Source organism: Nocardia sp. NPDC059236, from assembly GCF_042754085.1.
In the GTDB taxonomy this organism is placed as follows: Bacteria; Actinomycetota; Actinomycetes; order Mycobacteriales; family Mycobacteriaceae; genus Nocardia.
This window is the reverse complement of record NZ_JBHZAF010000001.1, coordinates 566,396-588,821: the sequence shown is the minus strand read 5'-3', so window position 1 is coordinate 588,821 and position 22,426 is coordinate 566,396. Positions and strand designations below refer to the sequence as shown.

Genomic DNA, 22,426 nt, shown 5'->3' with positions numbered 1-22,426 from the left:
CGGTCGGCGTGCGAGCAAATCCGGAGGAATGTCCCGAATCCGGCCGCGCCGGGTCTGCCTCGGGTACGGGCCGGGTCCCGTCTGCGGGACCCGGCGTGTCAGATGTGTCCGCGTCGCCCATTTATCCGGCGAGCTCGGCGACCCGCGCACGTAGGGCGGCCAGACCCGCCTCGATGCCCGACGGGTCCGAACCCGCGCCCTGGGCCATCTCGGGCTTGCCACCGCCCCGGCCGGAGATGGCCGGACCGAAGGCGGATACCAGATCCCCGGCCTTGATGCCGAGATCCTGAGCGGCCTTGGTGACCGCGGCGACGAACGGCACCTTGCCGTCGGCATGGCCGAGCAGCACCACGATGGCGGGCTCGGAACCGAAGCGGCCCTTGATGTCCTGCACCAGGGTGCGCAGATCGCCCGCGCCCACGCCCGCGGGCGCGGCGGCGGCGACCAGCAGCACCTTGCCGACCCGCTGGGCCTGCTCGACGAAGGTGCCCGCGCTCGACAGCACGGCCGCCATCTTGGTGCGCTCCAGCTCCTTCTCGGCGGTCTTGAGCCGCTCGACCAGCTGCTCGACGCGCCCCGGCACATCCTCCGAGGGCACCTTCAGCGACGAGGCGACACCGGCCAGCAGCGCCCGCTCCTTGGCCAGGTACTTGTAGGAGTCCAGGCCCACGAAGGCTTCCACGCGGCGGATGCCGGAACCGACCGACGACTCGCCGAGCACGGTGATCGGGCCGATCTGCGAGGAGTGCTGCACGTGGGTGCCACCGCAGAGCTCCATGGAGAACGGTCCGCCGATCTCCACGACCCGCACCTCGTCGCCGTAGTTCTCGCCGAACAGGGCCATGGCGCCCATCTTCTTGGCGGAGGTCAGGTCGGTGACGAAGGTGTTGACCTGGAAGTCGTCGGCCACCGCGTCATTGGAGACGGCCTCGATATCGGCCTTCTGCTGCTCGGACAGCGCGCCCTGCCAGTTGAAGTCGAAGCGCAGGTAGCCCGGCTTGTTGAGCGAGCCGGCCTGAACCGCGTTGGGGCCCAGCACCTGTCGCAGCGCGGCATGCACCATGTGGGTGCCCGAGTGGCCCTGGGTGGCGCCACGCCGCCAGGACGGATCGACCTGGGCCAGCACGGTGTCGCCCTCGGTGAGCTGACCGGCCTCGACGGTGGACTTGTGCACCCACACCTTCTTGGCGATCTTCTGCACGTCGTTGACCTTCACCTTGAGGCCGTGCGACGAGACCAGCGACCCGCGGTCGGCGATCTGGCCACCGGACTCGGCATAGAGCGGGCTGCGGTCCAGGATCACCTCGACGTCCTGCCCGGCCTCGGCGACCGGCACCCGGACGCCGTCCTTGATCAGGGCCAGCACCGTCGCCTCGGTGGACAGTTCGTCGAAGCCGGTGAACTCGGTCGCGCCGCGGTCCACGAACTCCTTGTAGACGGTGAGGTCGGCGTGCGCGTGCTTGCGCGAGAGCGCGTCCTCCTTGGCACGCTTGCGCTGCTCGGCCATGAGCGCGCGGAAGCCCTCCTCGTCGACCTGCAGGCCGGCCTCGGAAGCCATCTCGAGGGTCAGGTCGATCGGGAAACCGTAGGTGTCGTGCAGGGTGAACGCGTCGGTGCCGCTGATCTTCTTGCTGCCCTGGGCCTTCACCTCGTCGACGGTCTCGTCGAACAGCTTGGTGCCGGTGCTCAGGGTCTTGAGGAACGCGGCCTCCTCGCCGACGGCGACCGTTTCGATGCGCTTGAAGTCGGTGGTGAGTTCCGGATAGGACGGCGACATCAGGTCGGCGACGACCTTGATGAACGCACCCATCACCGGCTGCTCGGCGCCCAGCAGGCGGGCCGAGCGCACGATGCGGCGCAGCAGGCGGCGCAGCACGTAGCCACGGCCGTCGTTGCCGGGGTTCACGCCGTCGCCGATCAGCATGGCCGCGGTGCGGGCGTGGTCGGCGATGACGCGGAAGCGCACGTCGTCGGCGTGCTCGACACCGTAGGAGCGGCCGGTCAGCTCCTCGGCCTTGTTGATGATCGGGCGCAGCAGATCGGTCTCGTAGACATTGTCGACACCCTGCAGCAGGAACGCGACACGCTCGATGCCCATGCCGGTGTCGATGTTCTTCTTGGGCAGCGGGCCCAGGATCTCGAAATCGTCCTTGCCGCGCCCGGCGCCGCGCTCGTTCTGCATGAACACGAGGTTCCAGATCTCGAGGTAGCGGTCCTCGTCGGCCTCGGGGCCGCCCTCGATGCCATATTCGGGGCCGCGGTCGAAGTAGATCTCCGAGCACGGGCCGCACGGGCCGGGGATGCCCATGGACCAGTAGTTGTCGGCCATGCCGCGGCGCTGGATGCGCTCGTCCGGCACGCCGAGCTCACGCCAGATCTGCTCGGCCTGGTCGTCGTCGAGATACACGGTGACCCAGAGCTTTTCCGGATCGAAGCCGTAGCCGCCGTCCTCGACGGGGTTGGTGAGCAGCGACCAGGCCAGCTCCATGGCCCCGCGCTTGAAGTAGTCGCCGAAGGAGAAGTTGCCCGCCATCTGGAAGAAGGTGTTGTGGCGGGTGGTGACGCCGACGTTCTCGATATCGCCGGTGCGGACGCACTTCTGCACACTGGTCGCGGTGTCGAAGGGCGGGGTCTGCTGACCGAGGAAATACGGCACGAACTGGACCATGCCTGCGTTGACGAACAGCAGGTTGGGGTCGGCCAGGATCAGCGAGGCACTCGGTACCTCGGTATGTCCGGCCTTTACGAAATGCTCCAGGAAGCGCCGTCGAATCTCGTGGGTCTGCACAACCATCCAGCCTACCGGTCCGGGTCCAGGGAGTTTCCACCCACCACCGGGCGATAGCTACCATCGCCGGGGTGACTGTGATCCCGGACCCATCCCAGCGCTTCCCCCTCCCCCACGCGCGCCGCACCGTCTTCCTGAAACCGCACGTCACCTCGCCGAACATCGAGGTCGGCGACTTCAGCTACTTCGACGATCCGGACGCGGCGACCGCCTTCGAGACCAACAATGTGCTCTACGCCTTCGGCCCCGAGAAGCTGATCATCGGCAAATACTGCGCCATCGCGAGCAACACCCGCTTCATCATGGCCGGCGCCAACCACGCCACCTCGGGCGTGTCGACCTTCCCGTTCACCATCTTCGGCGGCACCTGGGCCGAGGAGACGATGGACATCATCACCTCGATTCCGTCCAAGGGCGACACCGTGGTCGGCAACGACGTGTGGATCGGCTACAACTCGCTGATCATGCCGGGCGTGCACATCGGCGACGGCGCGATCATCGCCACCGGCGCCGTCGTGACCTCCGACGTGCCGCCGTACACGATCGTCGGCGGCAACCCGGCGCAGGTGGTCAAGCAGCGTTTCCCAGACCAGGACGTGGCGCGCCTGCTGCGCGCCGCCTGGTGGAACTGGCCGCTCGAACTGGTCACCGAGCACGTGCGCGTGATCATGGCCGGCGCCCCCGCCGACATCGAACGCATCGCCATCCACGAGGGACTGCTGGCGGACTGACCAGCGCCGCAAGCGCATTCGCGGCGCGCCGAGCGACTGTTTCCGGCAGTCGCTGCAATTCGGCGCGGGCCGCATCTGCGCACTCGGCGCTATTTACCCCGGACGATGCGGCGCAGTTTGGTGACGCGAGGACCGACTTCACGTTCGTAGCCGTGATCGGTCGGCTGGTAGTAGTCGACGCCGACCAGTTCGTCCGGTGGATATTGCTGGGAGAGAACGCCGTCCGGGTGGTCATGCGGGTACTTGTAGCCCTGGGCGTTGCCGAGGGCGGCGGCGCCGGCGTAGTGGCCGTCGCGCAGGTGCGCGGGCACCGCGCCCGCCTTGCCCGCGCGCACGTCGGCCATGGCGGCCGCGAGGCCCTTGACCACCCCGCCCGACTTCGGGGCCGTGGCGATGTGAATCGTGGCCTGGGTCAACGCCAATTGGGCCTCCGGCATACCGACCAGCTGGACGACCTGGGCGGCCGCGACCGCGGTCTGCAGGGCGGTGGGGTCGGCCATGCCGACCTCCTCGCTGGCCTGGATCATCAAGCGGCGGGCGATGAATCGCGGATCCTCGCCCGCGCTGATCATGCGGGCCAGGTAGTGCAGCGCGGCATCGACATCGGAGCCGCGCAGGGATTTGATGAAGGCGCTGATGACGTCGTAGTGCTGGTCGCCGGCGCGGTCGTAGCGCACCGCCGCCTTGTCGACGCTGGCCTCGACCAACTCCACATCGACGGTGCCGTCCAGGGAGGATTCGGCCGACGCCTCCAACGCGGTGAGCGAACGCCGCGCGTCACCGCCCGCGATCCGCACGATGTGGTCGAGCGCCGCATCCGTGACCGTGTACTCCCCCGCCAGCCCGCGCGGGTCGGCGATGGCCCGGGTCAGCACCGTGCGGATGTCGGCCTCCGGCAGGGACTGCAGCTGCAGCACCAGCGAGCGGGACAGCAGCGGCGACACCACCGAGAACGACGGATTCTCCGTGGTCGCCGCGACCAGCAGCACGATCCGGTTCTCCACCGCCGCCAGCAGCGCGTCCTGCTGGGTCTTCGAAAACCGGTGCACCTCATCGATGAACAGCACGGTCTGTTCACCCACGGTGAGGCGGCGGCGGGCCAGATCGATGACCGCCCGCACCTCCTTCACGCCCGCCGACAGCGCCGACAGCGCTTCGAACCGCCGTCCGGTGGCCTGCGACAGCAGCGAGGCGAGGGTGGTCTTGCCCGTCCCGGGCGGTCCGTACAACAGCACCGAAGCCGCCCCGGACCCTTCGATCAGCCGCCGCAGCGGCGACCCGGGCCCGAGCAGATGCTGCTGCCCGACCACCTCGTCGAGGGTGCGCGGTCGCATCCGCACGGCCAGAGGCGCGAATCGGTCGTCTCCGTTGGGAATGCGCGCGGCCCCTGCCTCGAAGTCGTCGACTACGGCCTGCGTCCCCGGCGCATCGAACAGCCCATCACTCACGCCCCAGACCCTACCGACCGGCTCCGACACACTCGCCGACCACGACGCCATCCCCGGACAGCGCGGAGGATCACTCCTCCCAGTGCTCTTCCAGCGTGGCCGAGACATGTTCGGCGAAGTCGCCGAGGGTGTCGTCGCCGGTGCAGCGGGCGTCCTCGGCGAGGGCGGCCCAGCGGTTGATGAGGGCGGCCGAACGCGGGATGGACAGACCGTGCTCGCGGGCAGCGGCGATGCGGGCGTGGTCGGCGGGCAGGAACCAGTAGGTGGACAGCCACACCCAGATGAGCCGCGCCTCGAGGATGCGCTCGGCGAGCACCTCGTCATCGGCGAGGGCCGGCCACACCGCCACCACCTCGGAGCGCCACGCCTCCACCATCTGGCGTGCGCGTTCGCGCGACAGCTCGAAATCGCACAGGCAACCCGGGAAGGAGACCAGAGCATAGGCGATGTCGAGGGTGGCGTCGCGGAAGCCGCCCCACTCGTAGTCCAGGAACCGCGCGCCCTCGTCATTGAGGATGACATTGTCGGGGCACAGGTCCGAGGGGCTGAAGGCGCGGTAGCGCCCGGCGGAGAAGAGCCGGTTGCCGCGCACGATGCGCTCGGCGATCTCGCCCGGCACCTCGATGCCCAGCTCGCGCTGCAACATGATCGGCACCTCGGCGACCGCGGATTCGGCTTGCTGTGCAATGCCGTCCACGCGGTGCACCACATCGACGCGCCGCAGCAGCGCCACGAAGTCCGCCTCGCGGCCCACGGTCGCGGCGTGCATGCGGCCCAGTGCCTGAGCGAATGCCATGAGCGCGTTGCGCCCGCTCGGTTCCACGCCGGACTGCAGGACCGCGGTCAGGGAGGTGTTCTCACCGAGGTCGCTGAGTATGAGCAGGCGGTCCGGCAGGCTGTAGCCGAGCAGGTAGGCGCCGGGCCGGTGGTCACGGCCGAGCGCGGTGGTGAATTGGTAGGAGACCGCCTCGCGCAGGAATGCGGAGTCGATGCTGGCGACACCGGGAGCCATGCCGCCGGTGCGCCGCTGCGTCGCCGTGCCCGCTACCTGCTTCACAATCAGTGTGCGAGGTAGCGAAAAGGCGTTCTCTGCAACGCGGACACGGAGTACCGTCGTCCTACCACTGCCGCTGAGTTCCAGCGGATCGCTCAGCTTTACCGGAGCACCCATTCGCTTCGTGAGCAACTGTTGTGCCGCGGACACGACTTCGGCGGCGCGTTCGGCCAATAGTGCGGTCATCGGAACCCAAGTTACTCCCGTCAGGTCACTTTCAGCGAGCGGTTGCGCAACCTTTCGCGCGTCGGACGGCGTGTCTTTGTGATGGGTTTGCCCACGCGGCGCTGGTTGCTTGACACAACCAGGACCGTCTAGTTGTCTCATGGTCACTTGCTGTGCGCCACACCGTAAACCGGGAAATGTGAAAGGCTTGCGACCATGACTGGCACGCCGCCCTCAGCACCGTACGAGCCCTCCGGCGACCGACCCGTCGCAGGGGGCGGCGAGCAGTATCCGTCCCACGCCGGGCAGCACCAAAACCCCGAGCCCGCACCGGTTTCCGGCGCGCCCGAGCCGGGCCCCGTGCCCGGCCGCCACCAGCTGCCCGGCCTCGCCGGGTACCCGCAATTCGACGGCCCCGGCGCCGCGCAGTACGGCAGCGAGCCCGTGGAACCCCCGCCGGCCTTCACCCCGCAGCCGGGCGCGCCGCAGCCGCCGGCCGGCTACGGCCCCGGCACGCCGCAGCAGTTGGCGCCGGCAGGCATGCCGCCCGGCGCGAATCCGCCTCCACCGGGCGGATTCCCGCCGGGTGCGATGCCGCCGCCCGCCGGTGCCCCGCCCGCCGAGCCGGCGCCGAAACAGGGCTATACGCCCCAGCGCGAGACCCTCGACGTCGCCGCGGCCCTCACCTACGGGTGGAATCGGTTCCGGCTCAATCCCATTCCCTGGGTGGGCATGGTACTGATCGGCATGATCGCCTGGCTGGTGGTCACCCTGCTGGTGAATATGGTTGACGTGCAGTCGCTGTCGGCCGTCGTCCTGCTGTTCGCGGTGGCGTCGCTGGTGGTGTGGCTGCTGCAGGCCGCCATGATCCGCGGCGCGCTGTACGAAACCGACGGGACACCACCGGATTTCCCGGCCTTCTTCGGCTTCGTGAATGCCGGGAATGTGCTGATCACCGCGCTCATCGTGTTCGCGCTGTGCCTCGTGGCCTCGATCGCGTGCGTGTTCCCGGCGATCATCGTGGGCGTGCTGTGCATGTTCGCGCTGCACTTCGTGATCGACCAGGACCAGAACCCGATCGCCGCAATCCAATCCAGCGTGCGGCTGGTGATCGCCAATGCCCTGCAGGTGACCCTGCTGGCGCTGGGGGTGCTGATCATGACCGTGATCGGCACGCTGCTGTGCGGGTTGGGCCTGCTGGTGGCCGGACCGGTCACCGCCATCGCCACCACCTACGCCTACCGCTCGCTGACCAACGGACTGGTGGTCTGAGCTCGATCCGCCCGCACGCGCGTGCCGCTGTCGACGACGGAGCCCGCCGGTATCGCTGATACCGGCGGGCTCTCGACGGTCCGGGCGCGCCCTTACTTGGCGTCTTCCTTGACCGGGTTGCCGTTCGCGTCGAGCTTGGCGTTGAGGCCTGCCTCCTGCCGCTGCTGCAGGGTGATCGGGGTGGGCGCGTCGGTGAGCGGGTCGACGCCGCCACCCGACTTCGGGAAGGCGATGACCTCGCGGATCGAGTCCACGCCGGCCAGCAGCGCGGTGATGCGGTCCCAGCCGAAGGCGATGCCGCCCATGGGCGGAGCGCCGAAGGAGAAGGCGTCGAGCAGGAAGCCGAACTTCTCCTGGGCCTCCTCCTCGCCGATGCCCATCACCTGGAACACCCGCTCCTGGACGTCCCGGCGGTGGATACGGATGGAGCCGCCGCCGATCTCGTTGCCGTTGCAGACGATGTCGTAGGCGTAGGCCAGCGCCGAGCCCGGATCGGTGTCGAAGGTGTCCAGGTGCTCGGGCTTGGGCGAGGTGAAGGCGTGGTGCACGGCCGTCCAGGCCGAATAGCCCAGGGCCACATCGCCGCTCGCGGTGGCGTCGGCGGTGGGCTCGAACATCGGGGCGTCCACGATCCACACGAAGGCCCAGGCGTTCTCGTCGATGAGACCGCACTTGCGGGCGATCTCGCCGCGGGCCGCGCCCAGCAGCGCACGGCTGGACTTCATGTCGCCGGCCGCGAAAAACACGCAGTCGCCGGGCTCGGCGCCGACCTGCTTGGCCAGACCCTCGCGCTCGGCGTCGGTGAGGTTCTTGGCGACCGGGCCGCCGAGGGTGCCGTCCTCGTTGAAGGTGATGTAGGCCAGGCCCTTGGAGCCGCGCTGCTTGGCCCACTCCTGCCAGGCGTCGAACTGGCGGCGGGGCTGCGACGCGCCGCCCGGCATGACGACCGCGCCGACGTAGGGAGCCTGGAACACGCGGAACTGCGTGTCCTTGAAGTACTCCATCATCTCGGTGATCTCGACCTCGAAGCGCAGGTCCGGCTTGTCCGAGCCGTAGCGGCGCATGGCCTCGGCGTAGGTCATGTGCGGGATCGGGGTCGGGATCTCGTAGCCGACCAGCTGCCACAGCGCGGCCAGGACGTCCTCGGCCAGCAGGATGACATCCTCCTGCTCGACGAAGCTCATCTCGATGTCGAGCTGGGTGAACTCGGGCTGGCGGTCGGCGCGGAAGTCCTCGTCGCGGTAGCAGCGCGCGATCTGGTAGTAGCGCTCGATGCCACCGACCATGAGCAGCTGCTTGAACAGCTGCGGCGACTGCGGCAGGGCGTAGAACTTGCCGGGCTGCAGGCGGGCCGGAACCAGGAAGTCGCGCGCGCCCTCGGGGGTGGAGCGGGTCATGGTCGGGGTCTCGACCTCGACGAACGCGTGCTTGGCCAGCACGGCGCGGGCGGCGGCGTTCACCTTCGAGCGCAGCCGGATCGTGTGCGCCGGGCCTTCGCGGCGCAGGTCCAGGTAGCGGTACTTGAGGCGGGCTTCCTCGCCCGGCTCGTCGTCGAGCTGGAACGGCAGCGGCGCGGCCTCGTTCAGCACCTCGAGCTCGGTCACGTTGACCTCGATGGCGCCGGTCGGCAGGTTCGGGTTCTCGCTACCGGCCGGGCGGTTCTCGACCACGCCGACGACCTTCACCACGAACTCGTTGCGCAGCTTGTGGGCGGCCGCCGCGGGTTCGCCTTCACGGAAGACGGCCTGGGCAACACCCGACGCATCGCGCAGATCGATGAAGATCACGCCACCGTGGTCTCGCCGCCGGGCCACCCAGCCGGTGAGGGTGACGGTCTGACCGGCGTGCTCGCTTCGCAGCGAACCAGCCAAGTGGGTGCGCAGCACGGGATTCCTTTCGACGGGCTCGAAGCACCGGTGAGGTGTGACCAGGTGCAGACCCATCGTAGAGAGACACGTTCAGCGAGTGGAAACCGATATCGACTCGCCCGTGTCACAGTGATAGCCATGACCTTCAACGAGGGCCTGCAAATCGACCCGAACCGGGCGAGTGGTGGCGGTGGCGGACCGGGTATGGGCGGTGGATTGGCTCTCGGCGGCGGTGCGCTGGGCATTATCGCGGTGATCGCGGCACTGATCTTCGGCGGCGACCCGGGCAGCATTCTCGGCCAGTTCACGGGCGCGGACAGCAATGCCAAGCCGGGCACCGCGACCCTGCCCACGCACTGCAAGACCGGAGCCGACGCCAACAAGTACGTCGACTGCCGCGTCATCCTCACCGCCCAGAGCCTCGACGCGATCTGGGGCACCGAACTGCCGAAGCAGACCAACCGCAAGTACGTGGTCCCCAAGCTCAACCTGTTCTCCGGCGCGGTCAGCACCGGCTGCGGCCGTGCCTCCTCGGCGGTCGGCCCGTTCTACTGCCCCGCCGATCAGACCGCCTACTTCGACACCAGCTTCTTCCAGGAACTGGTCGACCGCTTCGGCTCCAGCGGCGGCCCGCTCGCCCAGGAGTACGTGGTCGCCCACGAGTTCGGCCACCACATCCAGAACCTGCTCGGCGACATCAACCGCGCCCAGCGCGACCCCCAGGGCCCCACCTCCGGCGCGGTCCGCACCGAACTCCAGGCCGACTGCTACGCCGGGGTCTGGGCCAACTACGCCGACAAGCTCCCCGCGCCCGGCTCCACCACCCCGTTCCTGAAGCCGTTGACCGACAACGACATCCGCGACGCGCTCTCCGCCGCGTCCGCCGTCGGCGACGACCGCATCCAGAAGGCCGCCACCGGACGCGTCAACCCGGAAGCCTGGACTCACGGCTCGTCGGAGGAACGTCAGAAGTGGTTCCTGACCGGCTACAAGACCGGCCAGGTCAAGGCCTGCGACACCTATTCGGCCCAGGACCTGAACAACCCACCCGCTCTCCGCTGACCCGACATCCCCACGGTCCCCAGCCTCGAACAGGCTGGGGACCTTGCCATTTCCGGCCTCCACCCGTTTTCGCTCAGGGCAGGGCGGTATCGGGGGTGGGGTCGGCGTGGCAGCGCGGGTGCGCCGTGGGGTTGGCGGCAGAATCGGCGGCGGCGGGTGGGTGCCCGCAAGGGAATTCGGAGGAATGCGATGCGGACAGCCAGGGCGGCAGGACTTTTCGGCGAGGCGGGACTCGCCCGGGTGGCGCGGCGGCGTGGGTGGCGGACGGGGGCGGTGACCACGCTCGCAGTGGTAATGCTCACGGGCACAGGGGTATTCGCGAAGGCGGACCCGGCACCGGCACCCGGCGTGGCGCTGTTCACGCTGACCGCCATGCCCGCGGGATGGCAGACGCGCACGGATCTGCATCCGGCGCTGGAGATTCAGCCCGACGGGCGGGCGGTGAAGCGCGCCGACAACGGCGCGCAGCCGGTGACCGGGACCGTGCCCGCCGACGTCATCGGGGCCGCGGCGGCCGAGGTGAAGGCGCTGGCGGCCGTGGACATGGGGACACCGGAACAGGCGGACAAGGGGACCTCCATCATCGACTACATGCCGCAGTCGCCGGATCAGGACGTGCACCTGATCGTGTACGCGCCCGAGCTCGGCGACGGGCTCAACGATGACCAGAAGGCGTCCCGCAAGCGCTTCGACGATCTGTTCCAGCGCTTGCTGAACGCCTTCGTTCCGGCCTAGCGGCGAAAGATCAGCCGACCGTCCAGGTTTCGCGGCCGGTGAGCAGCTCCTGCAGCGAGTTCTCGCTCACCGGTTTGCGTTCGACAGCGGTGTTCAGCTGGGCGCGGACGCCGTCGTCGTAGGCGGGGCGGGAGACGCTGCGGAAGATGCCGGTCACCACGTGGGTGAGGTCCTGGTCGGACAGGCGGGACAGGGCGTAGGCGTATTCGGGGTGGTCGGTATAGGCGTCGTGGACCACGATCTCGGCTTCGGCGACACTGTCGGCGCGCGCCACCCGCAGGCCGAAACCAGCACGGACCACGGCGAATTCACCGTCCGCGCCGAACCGAATGGGCTCGCCGTGCCGCAACCGGACCAGATGGGATTCGGCGTTCTCCCGGCGCAGCACGTCGAAGGAGCCGTCATTGAAGATCGGGCAGTCCTGCAGGATCTCCACGAACGAGGTGCCGCGGTGTTCGGCGGCGGCGCGCAACACCTCGGTGAGCCCGGCACGATCCGAGTCCAGCGCGCGGGCGGCGAAGGTGGCCTCGGCGCCCAGCGCCACCGACAGGGTGTTGAACGGATGGTCGACCGAGCCCATCGGGGTGGACTTGGTGACCTTGCCGGTCTCCGAGGTCGGTGAGTACTGGCCCTTGGTGAGGCCGTAGATCCGGTTGTTGAACAACAGGATCGTCATGTTCACATTGCGGCGCAGCGCGTGGATGAGGTGATTGCCGCCGATGGACAGCGCGTCGCCGTCCCCGGTCACCACCCAGACCGACAGGTCGGGCCGGGTCACCGCCATGCCCGTGGCAATGGCCGGAGCGCGGCCGTGGATCGAGTGGATCCCGTACGCCTCCAGGTAGTACGGGAACCGGCTCGAACAGCCGATGCCGGACACGAACATCAGGTTCTCGCGCTCGAGTCCCAGATCGGCCAGGAAGCCGCGCACCGTGGCCAGGATGACGTAGTCGCCGCACCCGGGGCACCAGCGCACCTCCTGGTCGGAGGTGAAGTCCTTCGCCTTCTGCGGCCCATCGGCCCGCGGCACGCCGGACAGTCCGGTGAGGCCGAGATCGGTACCCACGAGCGGGTTTTCGAGAATGGTCATCAGTTGCCCCCTGGGGTGCGGTAGGTCGCCCGCGCGCGTGCGGCGAAGGCCTTGGCCTGTTCCATCTCCGCGATGGAACCGTCCAGGGCCGCGTCGATGACGCCGACCAGTTCCTGTGCTTGGAAGGCGGTGCCGGCGATCTTGGTCCACGGCTGCACGTCGACCAGGTAGCGGGCGCGCAGCAGCATGGCCAGCTGGCCGCCGTTCATCTCCGGGCAGACCACGGTGCGGTAGCGGCGCAGCACCTCACCGAGGCTGGGCGGGAAGGGGTTCAGGTTCCGCAGATGCGCCTGCGCCACCGGCACCCCGCGCCGCCGCGCCCGCCGGCACGCCTCGCCGATCGGCCCGTAGGAGCTGCCCCAGCCGATGAGCAGCAGTTCGGCGCGGTCCCCCGGATCGTCCACCTCGAGATCGGGCACCGCGATGCCGTCGATCTTGGCCTGCCGGATCCGCACCATCAGCTCGTGATTGGCCGGGTCGTAGGAGATATTGCCGCTGCCGTCGGCCTTTTCGAGCCCGCCGATGCGGTGGGCGCGGCCCACGGTGCCGGGCACCGCCAGCGGCCGGGCCAGGGTCTCCGGATCGCGCGCGTAGGGCTGGAACGAATCGCCCTCCGCGCCCTCGGGTTCGAAGCCCGGATCGATCGGGGCCAGCTCGGTGACCTGTGGAATCGCCCACGGCTCGGAGCCATTGGCGATGGCGCCGTCGGACAGCAGCAGCACGGGCGTGCGGTAGGTCAGCGCGATGCGGGCCGCGTCGACCGCGGCGTCGAAGCAGTCCGCCGGTGAGCGCGGCGCGACGATGGCCACCGGCGACTCGCCGTTGCGCCCGTAGAGCGCCTGCAGCAGGTCGGCCTGTTCGGTCTTGGTGGGCAGGCCGGTGGAGGGCCCGCCGCGTTGCACGTCGATGATCACCAGCGGCAGCTCGGTCATGACGGCCAGGCCGATGGTCTCGCTCTTGAGCGCCAGCCCCGGCCCGGACGTACTGGTCACCCCGAGCGCGCCGCCGAGTGCGGCGCCCAGCGCCGCACCGATACCGGCGATCTCGTCCTCGGCCTGGAACGTGGTGACGCCGAAGTTCTTGTGCTTGCTCAGTTCGTGCAGGATGTCCGAGGCCGGGGTGATCGGGTAGGTGCCCAGGAAGACCGGCAGCCCGGACAGCTGCCCGGCGGTGACGATGCCGTAGGCGAGCGCGGTGTTGCCGGTGATCTGCCGGTAGGTGCCGGGCGGCAGCGTCGCGGGGGCTATCTCGTAGGTGGTGGCGAAGGCCTCGGTGGTTTCGCCGTAATTCCAGCCTGCCCGGAATGCGAGGATATTCGCTTCGGCGACATCCGGTGTGGTCGCGAATTTCTCCCGCATGAACTGTTCGGTGCCGCCGATTGGCCGCCCGTACATCCACGACAGCAAGCCGAGCGCGAACATATTCTTCGCGCGCTGCCCATCTTTCTTGCCCACACCGGTCGGTTCGGTTGCCCCGAGCGTCAGGGAAGTCATGGGCACCCGGTGCACCACGAAATCGGTCAGCGTGTCATCGGTGAGCGGATCACCGGCATAGCCGACCTTGGTCAGATTCCGTTTGGTGAATTCGTCAGTATTCACGATCACCGTCGCCCCGCGGGCCAAATCCTCCAGATTCGCCTTCAGCGCAGCAGGATTCATCGCGACCAATACGTCGGGCTGGTCCCCGGCGGTGAGGATGTCGTAGTCCGCGATCTGGATCTGGAACGACGACACGCCCGGCAGCGTGCCCTGGGGCGCGCGGATCTCGGCGGGGAAGTTCGGTTGGGTGGCAAGGTCATTGCCGAAGGCGGCGGCCTCGTGGGTGAAGCGGTCACCGGTGAGCTGCATACCGTCACCGGAGTCACCCGCAAAGCGGATGACGACTCTTTCCAATTTCTCGACCGCCAATTTCGCTGTGGCGCGGCCGTTTCCGGCCGCCGCAACCCCGCCGTCGGACGGAGCTTTCACAGTGCTGTTGTGCAGCGGAGCCACAGTATCTTTGTGCGGCAGCGCCGCAGGGTCGTCATGCTGCGAAACCATGCGCGTGCATCACTTCCTCGTCAGGTGTGAGGTACCAACGCCAAACTACTCCGCAATATTCGCGACACACCCGTGAAGCGCAATGGTTTCGATCAAAGAACCGCCGTCAGGCGAACAACGCCAGCTGCGGATCGGGCGTGTGCGATTCGGCGACGCGGACCTCGGGTTCGGCCGGCCGATCGCGGTTCAAACGGTGTTTCTCCAGCAACGGCTCGATTCGGCCGCGTAGCCACGCAGAATACTCCGGTGTCACCGAAGCACCCCGACCATACAGTTGCCGGTAGCGCCGCAGCAGCGCCGGGTGGGCTTCGGCGAGCCAATTGAGGAACCAGCCGCGCGTGGAGCCGCGCAGATGCATGGGGAAGGCCGTGACACCGGCGGCCCCGGCCTCGGCGATGGCCGCGAAGAGCGCGTCGAGATGCGCCTGGGAGTCGGTGAGGTACGGAATGACCGGCGCCACCATGACATTGACCGCGAATCCGGCGTCGGCCAGGGCGCGCACCAGTTCCAGCCGCGCCCGCGGCGAGGGTGTGCCGGGCTCGAGGCCGCGGTGCAGTTCCGGATCCAGGATGGCGATGGAGACGGCGAGGTGCACCGGCACCTGCCCGGCGGCCTGGACCAGCAGCGGCAGATCCCGCCGCAGCAGCGTGCCCTTGGTGAGAATGGAGAACCCGGTGCCGGAGTCGGCGAGCGCGGAGATGATGCCGGGCATGAGCCGGTACCGGCCCTCGGCGCGCTGATAGGGATCGGTATTCGTGCCCAGCGCAACCGATTCCCGCCGCCACGACCGCTTGTGCAGTTCGCGCCGCAGCACCGGGACCACATTGGTCTTGACCACGATCTGGGAGTCGAAATCGGCCCCCGCATCCAGGTCGAGGTACTCGTGCGTGCCGCGGGCGAAGCAGTAGCGGCACGCATGCGAGCAGCCCCGCATGGGGTTGATGGTCCAGCTGAAGGGCAGATTGCTGTCGGGCACCCGGTTCAGGGCACTCTTGCAGAGCACCTCGTGAAACGTGATGCCCTCGAACTCGGGCGTCTGTACGCTGCGTACGAAACCCGCACGTTCGAGCCCGGGTAGCGCGCCGTCATCAGCGCCGAGGGTTTGCCTTTGCCAACGCACCACCTCAGTCGAACATGCGTTCTAACGACTGTCAAGCAATCTTCTGCGTGTCGGACTCGATCGGCTGCCCGTTGTAGAAGGCGACCAGATCCCGAATGGTCTGCTCGGCGGGCCGCGGCCGGTAGCCGAGTTCCTCGGTGGCCTTGGTGTGCTCGACGATCGGCGCCGACAGCAGCGCGCCCATGGCCGCCTTGGAGATGCGGTCGCTGCCCAGCGCACGGGCGACGGGCTCCATGACCGGCATGCACGCGTTGATGACCTTGGCCGGAATCGCGAAGGCGGGCTTCATCTTCCCGTTGACCTCGGCGGCGGTGCGGGTGGCCTGGAACATGTCGGTGAAGTGCCCGCCGAGCAGGTAGTTCTCGCCGGTGCGGCCGCGCTCGCTCGCGAGCACCAGACCCTGGGCCACGTCGCGCACGTCGACCAGGTCGAAGCCGCCGCTGATCATGACCGGCACCCGGCCGCGCGCGGCGTCCCACAGCGTGGTGTTGATGCGCGAGGCGGTGTTGTCGATCGGGCCGTACACACCGGTCGGGTTGCACACCACCGCGTCCAGGCCCTTGTCGATGATCTTGCGCAGCTCGATCTCGCCCTGCCACTTGGAGCGGTCGTACACCGGCAGCTCGGGATCGATGGACCGCGGCGAGCGCTCGTTGATCCGGCCACCGCAGCTGTACTGATTGAACGCGTGAATGGAGCTGGTGTGCACCATCCGCCGCACGCCGACTTCGCGCGCGGCGTCCGCGACGATGCGCACGCCCTCGGTGTTGACCCGCCAGGCCACGTCGTTCTTGTGGGCCAGGGTGATGAGCGCGACCAGGTGGTAGACCACCTCGGCCCCGTCCAGCGCCGCACGCATGGACGCCGGGTCCAGCACGTCACCGTTGACCCAGGTGACACCGGGCTGGCTCGCGCCCGCGACCCGGTCGATGGCAGTCACTTCGTGACCGCGATCGGTAAGCAGGCGAAGCAAATTGGTGCCAAGGAACCCGGCAGCGCCGGTGACTGCGACCTTCATGGTGACGAGAATATAGAACTTGTTCTAATTTGCAACAACGGTGTGGTTGCGGTGTGGCCGCGCACGCCACGCCGGTCTGGACGATCGAGGGGATATATTCGCCATCCGCATGTCCATGACGATCAGGGGGTACTGCCATGGCCGATCTCTGGGTCGACACCGGTGCGGTGCGTACATTCGCCGCCGCACAGCACGGCGTCGCCGTCGACATCGCCGCCCAGGGCGGCCTCGACACGGTGTCCCACGTCGCGGCCATGACACCGGTCTTCGGACTCATCGGCGCGGACTTCCTGGCCGGCTTCGCGGTCGCCGAACTCCTGCACGATCGCGACATCGCCGCCCTCTCGGCCCGCTTCGGCGCCCTCGGCCGGGCTGGCTTCGGATCGGCCGCCACCTACGACACCACCGACGCCGAAGTCGCCGGGGGCCTCGGCACGGCCGCCGGGCAGATCGGCGAACGAGCATGAGGCCGATCGACTCCGGCGTCATCGATGCCCTCCGCCCGGCCGGTCCGGACACCAGCGCGAGGGGAGCCGGCAGTGTGAGCGTCAGCGGTCTGCTCCCGGATCTGCCGCTGGGCACCCCGCCCGCCGGCATGCTGCCGGTCCAGCCGCCGGAATTCTCGCTCGCGCGTAAGGAATCCGAGCAGGTCAGCTCGCCGGTCGCCGGAGGAGTCCCGGGCGGTGGTGCTGCCGCGGACGCACGAACCGGCACGCTCGGCGACGCGGTCGCACCCGTGCTGGACGGTGCCCACGGTGCGCTCGCGGGTGCGCAGGACGCACTCGGCGATGCCGGGGCCGTGCTCGGTTCCGCGCACGCCGCCCTGAACGCGGTGCCCGCCGCGCTCAACGCAGCCCAGGCCACGCTGGCCCGGGTCGCCGCCGATCCCGCGGCCGCGCTGCCGCCGCTGCCCGCCGATCCGGTCGGCGATCTCATGAAGGGCCTGGCGCTTCCCGCGATTCCCGGACTGGACGCGCTGTTCGAGCCGTTCCTGGACCTGTTGCAGAGCTTCGGCACCGGCATCCTCGGCCGGCTGAATCCGGCGACCCTGCTCAGCACCGGGTCGAAGCTCATCGAGGCCACGGTCCAGATCGGCGGGGGCGCGCTCGAGACCGTCGAATCCCTGTGGCAGGGCCAGGCTTCCCAGCGTGCGCAGGAGTCGGGCCGGCAGGCCGGGAACCACGGCCGGGGGACCGCCCAGCGCGGCTTCGACCTGTCGTCGATCACCACTCAGGCCGCGGCCGTGGTGCAGCGGGGCAATATCCAGCTCACCGCCATCGCGGAGGCGTTCGCCGCCGAGGCCACGGCGCTGGCCCCGCTGATCCTGACCCCGATCGGCCAGACCACGCTGATCGCCTCGGCCGCCCGGCATCTCGGCGAGGCGGTCACGGTCGTGAACGCCACGCACGGCGAACTCTCGGTCTACACCGCGCAGGTGCACGCCATCATCGGTCAGCTGCTCGGCCAGGGCGGCGGTCCGAACCCGGCCGAGGTCGCGCAGTCGCTGGCACAGAATGTCGGCCGGCCGATCCTGGAGCAGGCCGAGGGCCTGTTCGAACGCGGCCTGCAGGCAGCCACCCGCACGCCCGGCGCACCGCGGAAGGCCGATCCGGTCGGCGGTCTCCCGAACACCACCGCCGCAGGGGCCGGCGGGATCGGAGTCGGCGGTGGCGGTCTCGGAGGCGGCCTGCCGTCAATCCCTGGCGGCCCCGGGTCCTCGATCCCCGGTGGCAAGCTCACCAACCCCGCCGATCCGTTCGGCGCAGGCGCGGCCGGCATTCCCGGCCCCGGTGGCCCGGCCGGTTCGGGCTTCATGGGCTCCCCTGCTGCGGCGGGCACGGGCAAGGGCGGTGCGGCCGATGCCAAGCACGTCCGTACCGTGCAGCCGCACCAAAGCCACACCGCTGAAAGCGAACTCACCGGCAACCTGGGCACCTTCGCCCCCGGTGTCATCGGCGGGCCCGCAGAGAGCACGGACGCGGCCGAGACCGATCCCGCCTGATCCGAGTGCGGCACAGCCGCTTCCGCGCCGGCGCGCTCGTCTCCGGACAGCAGAATGCCGCGGCGATCGGGTCGGGTACCCCGGTCACCGCGGCATCGGTGGAGGCCGAAATGCGGCTGTACACCCCGCGGGCTCGGCCACCGTTCAGGGCGCGCGGTCGGCGCGCCGCGGTGGATTACACCGCGGTCGGCCGCGTCTGCGCGTCGATTCCGCCGTCGATGACGAACTGGGCGCCGTGGATGAAGCCGGCCTGCGGGCCGACCAGATAGGCGATGAGGGAGGCGATCTCCTCGGGCTTGCCATTGCGGCCGATGGGGGCCACGAAGTTGCGGATGGCGTCACCGTAGCGCGGATCGTCCAGACCGGCCTGCAGCAGCGGGGTTTCGACACTGCCGGGGGCGACGGTGTTCAGGCGCACGCCCGCGGCGCCCCACTCGACGGCGCGTTCGCGCACGGCCACGGTGACGGCGTTCTTGGAGGACGCGTAGGCGTAGTGGCCCGCGAAATCCCCGGCCTGGGCGAAGGCCTCGGCCTCGGTGCCGGTGCGGATCGGGTTGTCCTCCCACTTGATCTGGGTGGAGGCCACCGACGAAACCACCACGGCCGCAGGGTTTTCACCCTTGCGCAGCGCGGGCAGCAGGGCGTCGAGCAGGGCCACGGTGGCCCGGTAGTTGATCTCCACCACCAGGTTCGGGTCGGGCACCTGCGGGCCGACACCGGCACACAGCACCACGCCGTCCAGCACTCCCCCGGATCGCTCCACGATCTCCTCGACCGCGGCGGCGCGCGCCGCGGCGTCGGTGAGGTCGACGGTGATGTCGGCGTTGCGCAGGTCGATCCCGATGATGTCGTGCCCGGCGGCGCGCAGGGCGGCGGCGGTGGCCGCGCCGATGCCCGAGCCGGAGCCGGTGATGGCGATCGTCATGACGCGATTAGAACAAGATCCAGGAATCCGGACAAGCCCATCGGGACGGGCATCTCAGCCACCGGGACGGCTACGACCGGGCGGTCTGCCACTGCGATACGACAGGTGAGCACCTCCAGCAGGATCGGGTACGGAGGATGCGGATCGCTCGTTCGACTGCCTTTCCCGCGAGCCTCCCGCTAGCATCACTCACAGAACTAGAATCGGTTCTAGTTTTTGTACTGGCTCACTGTCGAGAGGACGATCGATGCGCTTCACCTACGCGGAGGCGATGACCAACCCGGATTACTACATCCCCCTCGCGCAGGCCGCCGAGGCCGCCGGGTTCCACAGCATCACCGTGGCCGACAGCATCGCCTACCCGGCCGAGTCGGATTCCAAGTACCCGTACACCGCCGACGGCAATCGCGAGTTCCTGGACGGCAAGCCGTTCATCGAGACCTTCGTGCTGTCGGCCGCCCTCGCCGCGGCCACCACCACGCTGCGCATGACCCCGTTCGTGCTCAAGCTGCCCATCCGCCCGCCGGTGCTGGTGGCCAAGCAGGCCAGTTCGCTGGCCCGCCTGAGCAACAACCGCTTCGCCCTGGGCGTGGGCATCAGCCCGTGGCCGGAGGACTTCCAGATGATGGGCGTCCCGTTCGAGAAGCGCGGCAAGCGCCTGGACGAGTGCATCGAGATCGTGCGCGGCCTGTCCTCCGGCGAGTACTTCGAGTACCACGGCGAGTTCTACGACATCCCGAAGATCAAGCTCACCCCCGCCCCGACCCAGCCGCTGCCGATCCTGGTCGGCGGGCACAGCGATGCCGCGCTGCGTCGCGCGGTGCGGCTGTGCGACGGCTGGATGCACGCCGGCGGCAAGGGCGACGACCTGGACAAGTACCTGGCGCGGATCAACGAATTGCGCAGTGAGCGCGACAATCCGGGCGAGTTCGAGATCCACGCGGTCTCCCGCGACGGCTATACCACCGACGGGGTGAAGCGCCTCGAGGAGAAGGGCATCACCGATCTGATCGTCGGCTTCCGCAACTCCTACGCGATGGAGCCCGACACGGAGTCGCTGGAGGAGAAGATCGTCAAGATCAAGTGGTACGGCGAGAACGTGATCAGCAAGCTCAGCTGATCACCTCCGCTCGCCGCGGCTGATCAGGACCGCTTGGCGTACCCCAGGTCGACCACGGCGTCGCGCTCGCTCACGAGTTCCGCGACGCTGTGCTCGATCCGGGTGCGGGCGAACTCGCCGATCTCCAGGTCCGGCACGATGGTGTACTCGCCATCGGCGCAGGTCACCGGGAACGAGCTGATCAGTCCCTCGGGCACGCCGTAGGAGCCGTCCGAGGGCACCGCCATCGAGGTCCAGTCGCCGGGCGCGGTCCCCAGCACCCAGTCGTGGATGTGGTCGATGGCGGCGCTGGCCGCGCTCGCCGCCGAGGACGCGCCGCGCGCCTTGATGATGGCGGTGCCCCGCTGCTGCACGGTCGGGATGAAATCGCCGGTGACCCAGGCATCGTCGGCGATCAGCTCGAGCGCGCCGCGCCCGCCGACCGTCGCATGGGCGAGGTCCGGGTACTGCGTCGCGGAGTGATTGCCCCACACGGTGATCCGCGCGATGTCGGCGGCCGCCGCCCCGGTCTTGTTCGCCACCTGCGCGATCGCGCGATTGTGGTCGAGCCGGGTGAGCGCGGTGAACCGCCCGGCGGGCACGTCGGGCGCATTGCTCATGGCGATGAAGGCATTGGTATTGGCCGGATTCCCGACCACCAGCACCCGGATGTCCTCGGCCGCATTGGCATTGATGGCCGCGCCCTGATCGGTGAAGATCGGCCCGTTGGCCGCCAGCAGATCCGACCGTTCCATGCCCGCGGTCCGCGGCCGCGCCCCCACCAGAATCGCGATATTGGCCCCGTCGAACCCGATCCACGGGTCATCGGCGATATCGATGCCCGCCAGCAGCGGGAACGCCCCGTCCTCGAGTTCCATCGCCACGCCCTCGAGCGATCCGACGGCGGCCGGAATCTCCAGCAGCCGCAACCGCACCGGCGTCTCGGACCCGAGTAGCGCCCCCGACGCGATGCGGAAGAGCAATCCGTAGGCGATCTGCCCGGCGGCTCCGGTCACGGTGACGGTCACTGGCGCGGTGGTGCTCACGACGATCTCCTCGCGATGGCGGGTAGGTCCGTCTTCACCCTAGCCAGGCTCACTCCCCCGCGTCCCGTGAGCAGCACGTGAGCAAACAGACATCGGCACCGGCCGGTGAATCCGGCTCGGGGATCGGTGAATTGACCGCTCAGTGGGCGAGGTCGGCGATGTCGGAGTCGCTGAGGACGACCGGGGCGACCTGGTCGCGGTCGCGGACCATGCGGACGGCCCGGTAGAGGGGCCGTTGTTCGGCGACGGCGTCGCGGGCCTCGGCGCGCAGTTGCTGGACGAGCAGTCCGGAGATGGCGAGGGCGGCCGCGAGGGGGCAACCGGCCAGGGCGTCGGCGAGTTTGCGCAGGCCCAGAATGTGGAGTTCGCGGCCGCTGCCGGAGTCGCTGTAGATGGCCAGCGGCACGACCTGGGTGTCGGCGCCCGCGGTGACGCGCAGCACGATGCGGCTGATCTTGCCCGGGTAGACCAGGATTTCGGCGGCGCTGGCGCCGGCCAGGTCGAGACGGCGTTCGCCGCGCCAGGTGCGGGCACGGATGACGGTGCCGGACACCGTGATTCGCCGCCGCTGCACGGCCACGGCGTAGAGGGCGGTGGGCGCGCCGAGCACGAGGCCGGTGGCGAGGGCGATGGGCCAGTGCACGAACAGCGCCATCAGCAGTCCGACCCCGATGCCGATGCCGAGCGCGGCCAGGGTGAGCCTGCGCAGGGCGGGTGCCAGCAGTTCGGGGGCGATCAGGTCGAGGCCGATTTCGCGGTCGGACGCCGGTTTCGATTCATCAGTCACAGCAGCGCATTCGTCCAAGTCTCGATGGGTCGGGCCTACCGGCGGCACGCACCGCCCCCGCGGGACGCACCGCACGGTACCAGCAGGTCCTAACCCCATACCCCGATTTGCCCCACCCCAAGCCCCCATCGGCGCGGCGGCTGCCGGCCGGGCCGGACGGCGGCGCTGTCCGGCCCG

At 69.2% G+C, this 22,426-nt stretch carries 18 protein-coding genes; 7 read left to right on the top strand and 11 right to left on the bottom strand.

Annotated elements, in window-relative coordinates; all coding sequences use genetic code 11:
* Positions 1-121 precede the first annotated feature (121 nt).
* Complete coding sequence (gene alaS / locus ACFXIV_RS02925; RefSeq protein ID WP_379395690.1) at positions 122-2,788, bottom strand: alanine--tRNA ligase; 2,667 nt, start codon at positions 2,786-2,788, stop codon at positions 122-124.
* Between the two features lie 71 nt (positions 2,789-2,859).
* Here alaS and ACFXIV_RS02920 point away from each other — a divergent pair, with 71 nt between their 5' ends.
* Positions 2,860-3,519 (top strand): CatB-related O-acetyltransferase, encoded by a 660-nt coding sequence (locus ACFXIV_RS02920; protein ID WP_379394996.1) that lies wholly within the window; start codon positions 2,860-2,862, stop codon positions 3,517-3,519.
* 89 nt (positions 3,520-3,608) lie between these two features.
* Here the strand turns inward: ACFXIV_RS02920 and ACFXIV_RS02915 are convergent, their stop codons facing one another.
* On the bottom strand, positions 3,609-5,018 hold the full coding sequence (locus tag ACFXIV_RS02915; RefSeq protein ID WP_379394998.1) for a replication-associated recombination protein A: 1,410 nt from the start codon (positions 5,016-5,018) through the stop codon (positions 3,609-3,611).
* A gap of 19 nt (positions 5,019-5,037) precedes the next feature.
* Positions 5,038-6,207: a phosphotransferase family protein gene (locus ACFXIV_RS02910; protein WP_379395000.1), complete on the bottom strand. Its 1,170-nt coding sequence runs from the start codon at positions 6,205-6,207 to the stop codon at positions 5,038-5,040.
* Between the two features lie 195 nt (positions 6,208-6,402).
* Here ACFXIV_RS02910 and ACFXIV_RS02905 point away from each other — a divergent pair, with 195 nt between their 5' ends.
* Complete coding sequence (locus ACFXIV_RS02905; protein WP_379395002.1) at positions 6,403-7,458, top strand: hypothetical protein; 1,056 nt, start codon at positions 6,403-6,405, stop codon at positions 7,456-7,458.
* A 92-nt stretch (positions 7,459-7,550) separates the two neighbouring features.
* Here ACFXIV_RS02905 and aspS read toward each other — a convergent pair whose 3' ends face one another.
* A complete protein-coding gene (gene aspS, locus ACFXIV_RS02900) occupies positions 7,551-9,344 on the bottom strand; it encodes an aspartate--tRNA ligase (RefSeq protein ID WP_379395004.1) in 1,794 nt (597 codons plus the stop codon).
* Positions 9,345-9,464: 120 nt separating this feature from the next.
* On the opposite strand from aspS, the gene ACFXIV_RS02895 reads away from it, so the two are divergent.
* Together ACFXIV_RS02895 and ACFXIV_RS02890 are read left to right on the top strand one after the other, a co-directional pair.
* The gene (locus ACFXIV_RS02895) at positions 9,465-10,388 is read left to right on the top strand and encodes a neutral zinc metallopeptidase (protein WP_379395006.1); all 924 of its coding nucleotides are present in this window, start codon (positions 9,465-9,467) and stop codon (positions 10,386-10,388) included.
* Between the two features lie 189 nt (positions 10,389-10,577).
* Positions 10,578-11,123: a hypothetical protein gene (locus tag ACFXIV_RS02890; RefSeq protein ID WP_379395008.1), complete on the top strand. Its 546-nt coding sequence runs from the start codon at positions 10,578-10,580 to the stop codon at positions 11,121-11,123.
* A gap of 10 nt (positions 11,124-11,133) precedes the next feature.
* Here ACFXIV_RS02890 and ACFXIV_RS02885 read toward each other — a convergent pair whose 3' ends face one another.
* The 4 genes from ACFXIV_RS02885 to ACFXIV_RS02870 form a co-directional block, all read right to left on the bottom strand.
* Positions 11,134-12,213: a 2-oxoacid:ferredoxin oxidoreductase subunit beta gene (locus ACFXIV_RS02885; RefSeq protein WP_379395009.1), complete on the bottom strand. Its 1,080-nt coding sequence runs from the start codon at positions 12,211-12,213 to the stop codon at positions 11,134-11,136.
* Positions 12,213-14,252: a 2-oxoacid:acceptor oxidoreductase subunit alpha gene (locus ACFXIV_RS02880; protein ID WP_379395011.1), complete on the bottom strand. Its 2,040-nt coding sequence runs from the start codon at positions 14,250-14,252 to the stop codon at positions 12,213-12,215. Before ACFXIV_RS02880 ends, ACFXIV_RS02885 begins: the two co-directional genes overlap by 1 nt.
* A gap of 106 nt (positions 14,253-14,358) precedes the next feature.
* A complete protein-coding gene (locus ACFXIV_RS02875; RefSeq protein WP_357008184.1) occupies positions 14,359-15,372 on the bottom strand; it encodes an Rv2578c family radical SAM protein in 1,014 nt (337 codons plus the stop codon).
* Positions 15,373-15,403: 31 nt separating this feature from the next.
* Positions 15,404-16,390 carry an NAD-dependent epimerase/dehydratase family protein gene (locus tag ACFXIV_RS02870; RefSeq protein ID WP_379395013.1) on the bottom strand — a complete coding sequence of 329 codons (987 nt, stop codon included), beginning with the start codon at positions 16,388-16,390 and terminating at the stop codon, positions 15,404-15,406.
* Positions 16,391-16,527: 137 nt separating this feature from the next.
* On the opposite strand from ACFXIV_RS02870, the gene ACFXIV_RS02865 reads away from it, so the two are divergent.
* Both ACFXIV_RS02865 and ACFXIV_RS02860 read left to right on the top strand, forming a co-directional pair.
* Positions 16,528-16,857: a type VII secretion target gene (locus ACFXIV_RS02865; RefSeq protein WP_379395015.1), complete on the top strand. Its 330-nt coding sequence runs from the start codon at positions 16,528-16,530 to the stop codon at positions 16,855-16,857.
* Positions 16,854-18,392 (top strand): hypothetical protein, encoded by a 1,539-nt coding sequence (locus ACFXIV_RS02860; protein ID WP_379395017.1) that lies wholly within the window; start codon positions 16,854-16,856, stop codon positions 18,390-18,392. The genes ACFXIV_RS02865 and ACFXIV_RS02860 overlap by 4 nt, the downstream gene beginning before the upstream one ends.
* 175 nt (positions 18,393-18,567) lie before the next feature.
* On the opposite strand, the gene ACFXIV_RS02855 is transcribed toward ACFXIV_RS02860, so the two are convergent.
* A complete protein-coding gene (locus ACFXIV_RS02855) occupies positions 18,568-19,317 on the bottom strand; it encodes an SDR family oxidoreductase (protein WP_354837294.1) in 750 nt (249 codons plus the stop codon).
* Between the two features lie 247 nt (positions 19,318-19,564).
* Here ACFXIV_RS02855 and ACFXIV_RS02850 point away from each other — a divergent pair, with 247 nt between their 5' ends.
* The gene (locus ACFXIV_RS02850; RefSeq protein ID WP_379395019.1) at positions 19,565-20,437 is read left to right on the top strand and encodes a TIGR03619 family F420-dependent LLM class oxidoreductase; all 873 of its coding nucleotides are present in this window, start codon (positions 19,565-19,567) and stop codon (positions 20,435-20,437) included.
* Positions 20,438-20,460: 23 nt separating this feature from the next.
* Here the strand turns inward: ACFXIV_RS02850 and ACFXIV_RS02845 are convergent, their stop codons facing one another.
* Together ACFXIV_RS02845 and ACFXIV_RS02840 are read right to left on the bottom strand one after the other, a co-directional pair.
* Positions 20,461-21,462 carry a malate dehydrogenase gene (locus tag ACFXIV_RS02845; RefSeq protein WP_379395021.1) on the bottom strand — a complete coding sequence of 334 codons (1,002 nt, stop codon included), beginning with the start codon at positions 21,460-21,462 and terminating at the stop codon, positions 20,461-20,463.
* A 139-nt stretch (positions 21,463-21,601) separates the two neighbouring features.
* On the bottom strand, positions 21,602-22,249 hold the full coding sequence (locus ACFXIV_RS02840) for a hypothetical protein (protein ID WP_379395022.1): 648 nt from the start codon (positions 22,247-22,249) through the stop codon (positions 21,602-21,604).
* Positions 22,250-22,426: the final 177 nt, after the last annotated feature.

What these genes read in the sequence shown, in the direction of transcription:
- ACFXIV_RS02890 (WP_379395008.1), top strand. Translation starts at nt 10,578, where the DNA reads ATGCGGACAGCCAGGGCGGCAGGACTTTTCGGCGAGGCGGGACTCGCC.
- ACFXIV_RS02905 (WP_379395002.1), top strand. Translation starts at nt 6,403, where the DNA reads ATGACTGGCACGCCGCCCTCAGCACCGTACGAGCCCTCCGGCGACCGA.
- ACFXIV_RS02915 (WP_379394998.1), bottom strand. Translation starts at nt 5,018, where the DNA reads ATGGCGTCGTGGTCGGCGAGTGTGTCGGAGCCGGTCGGTAGGGTCTGG.
- ACFXIV_RS02910 (WP_379395000.1), bottom strand. Translation starts at nt 6,207, where the DNA reads ATGACCGCACTATTGGCCGAACGCGCCGCCGAAGTCGTGTCCGCGGCA.
- ACFXIV_RS02895 (WP_379395006.1), top strand. Translation starts at nt 9,465, where the DNA reads ATGACCTTCAACGAGGGCCTGCAAATCGACCCGAACCGGGCGAGTGGT.
- ACFXIV_RS02880 (WP_379395011.1), bottom strand. Translation starts at nt 14,252, where the DNA reads ATGGTTTCGCAGCATGACGACCCTGCGGCGCTGCCGCACAAAGATACT.
- ACFXIV_RS02855 (WP_354837294.1), bottom strand. Translation starts at nt 19,317, where the DNA reads ATGACGATCGCCATCACCGGCTCCGGCTCGGGCATCGGCGCGGCCACC.
- ACFXIV_RS02860 (WP_379395017.1), top strand. Translation starts at nt 16,854, where the DNA reads ATGAGGCCGATCGACTCCGGCGTCATCGATGCCCTCCGCCCGGCCGGT.
- ACFXIV_RS02885 (WP_379395009.1), bottom strand. Translation starts at nt 12,213, where the DNA reads ATGACCATTCTCGAAAACCCGCTCGTGGGTACCGATCTCGGCCTCACC.
- ACFXIV_RS02870 (WP_379395013.1), bottom strand. Translation starts at nt 16,390, where the DNA reads ATGAAGGTCGCAGTCACCGGCGCTGCCGGGTTCCTTGGCACCAATTTG.
- ACFXIV_RS02865 (WP_379395015.1), top strand. Translation starts at nt 16,528, where the DNA reads ATGGCCGATCTCTGGGTCGACACCGGTGCGGTGCGTACATTCGCCGCC.
- ACFXIV_RS02850 (WP_379395019.1), top strand. Translation starts at nt 19,565, where the DNA reads ATGCGCTTCACCTACGCGGAGGCGATGACCAACCCGGATTACTACATC.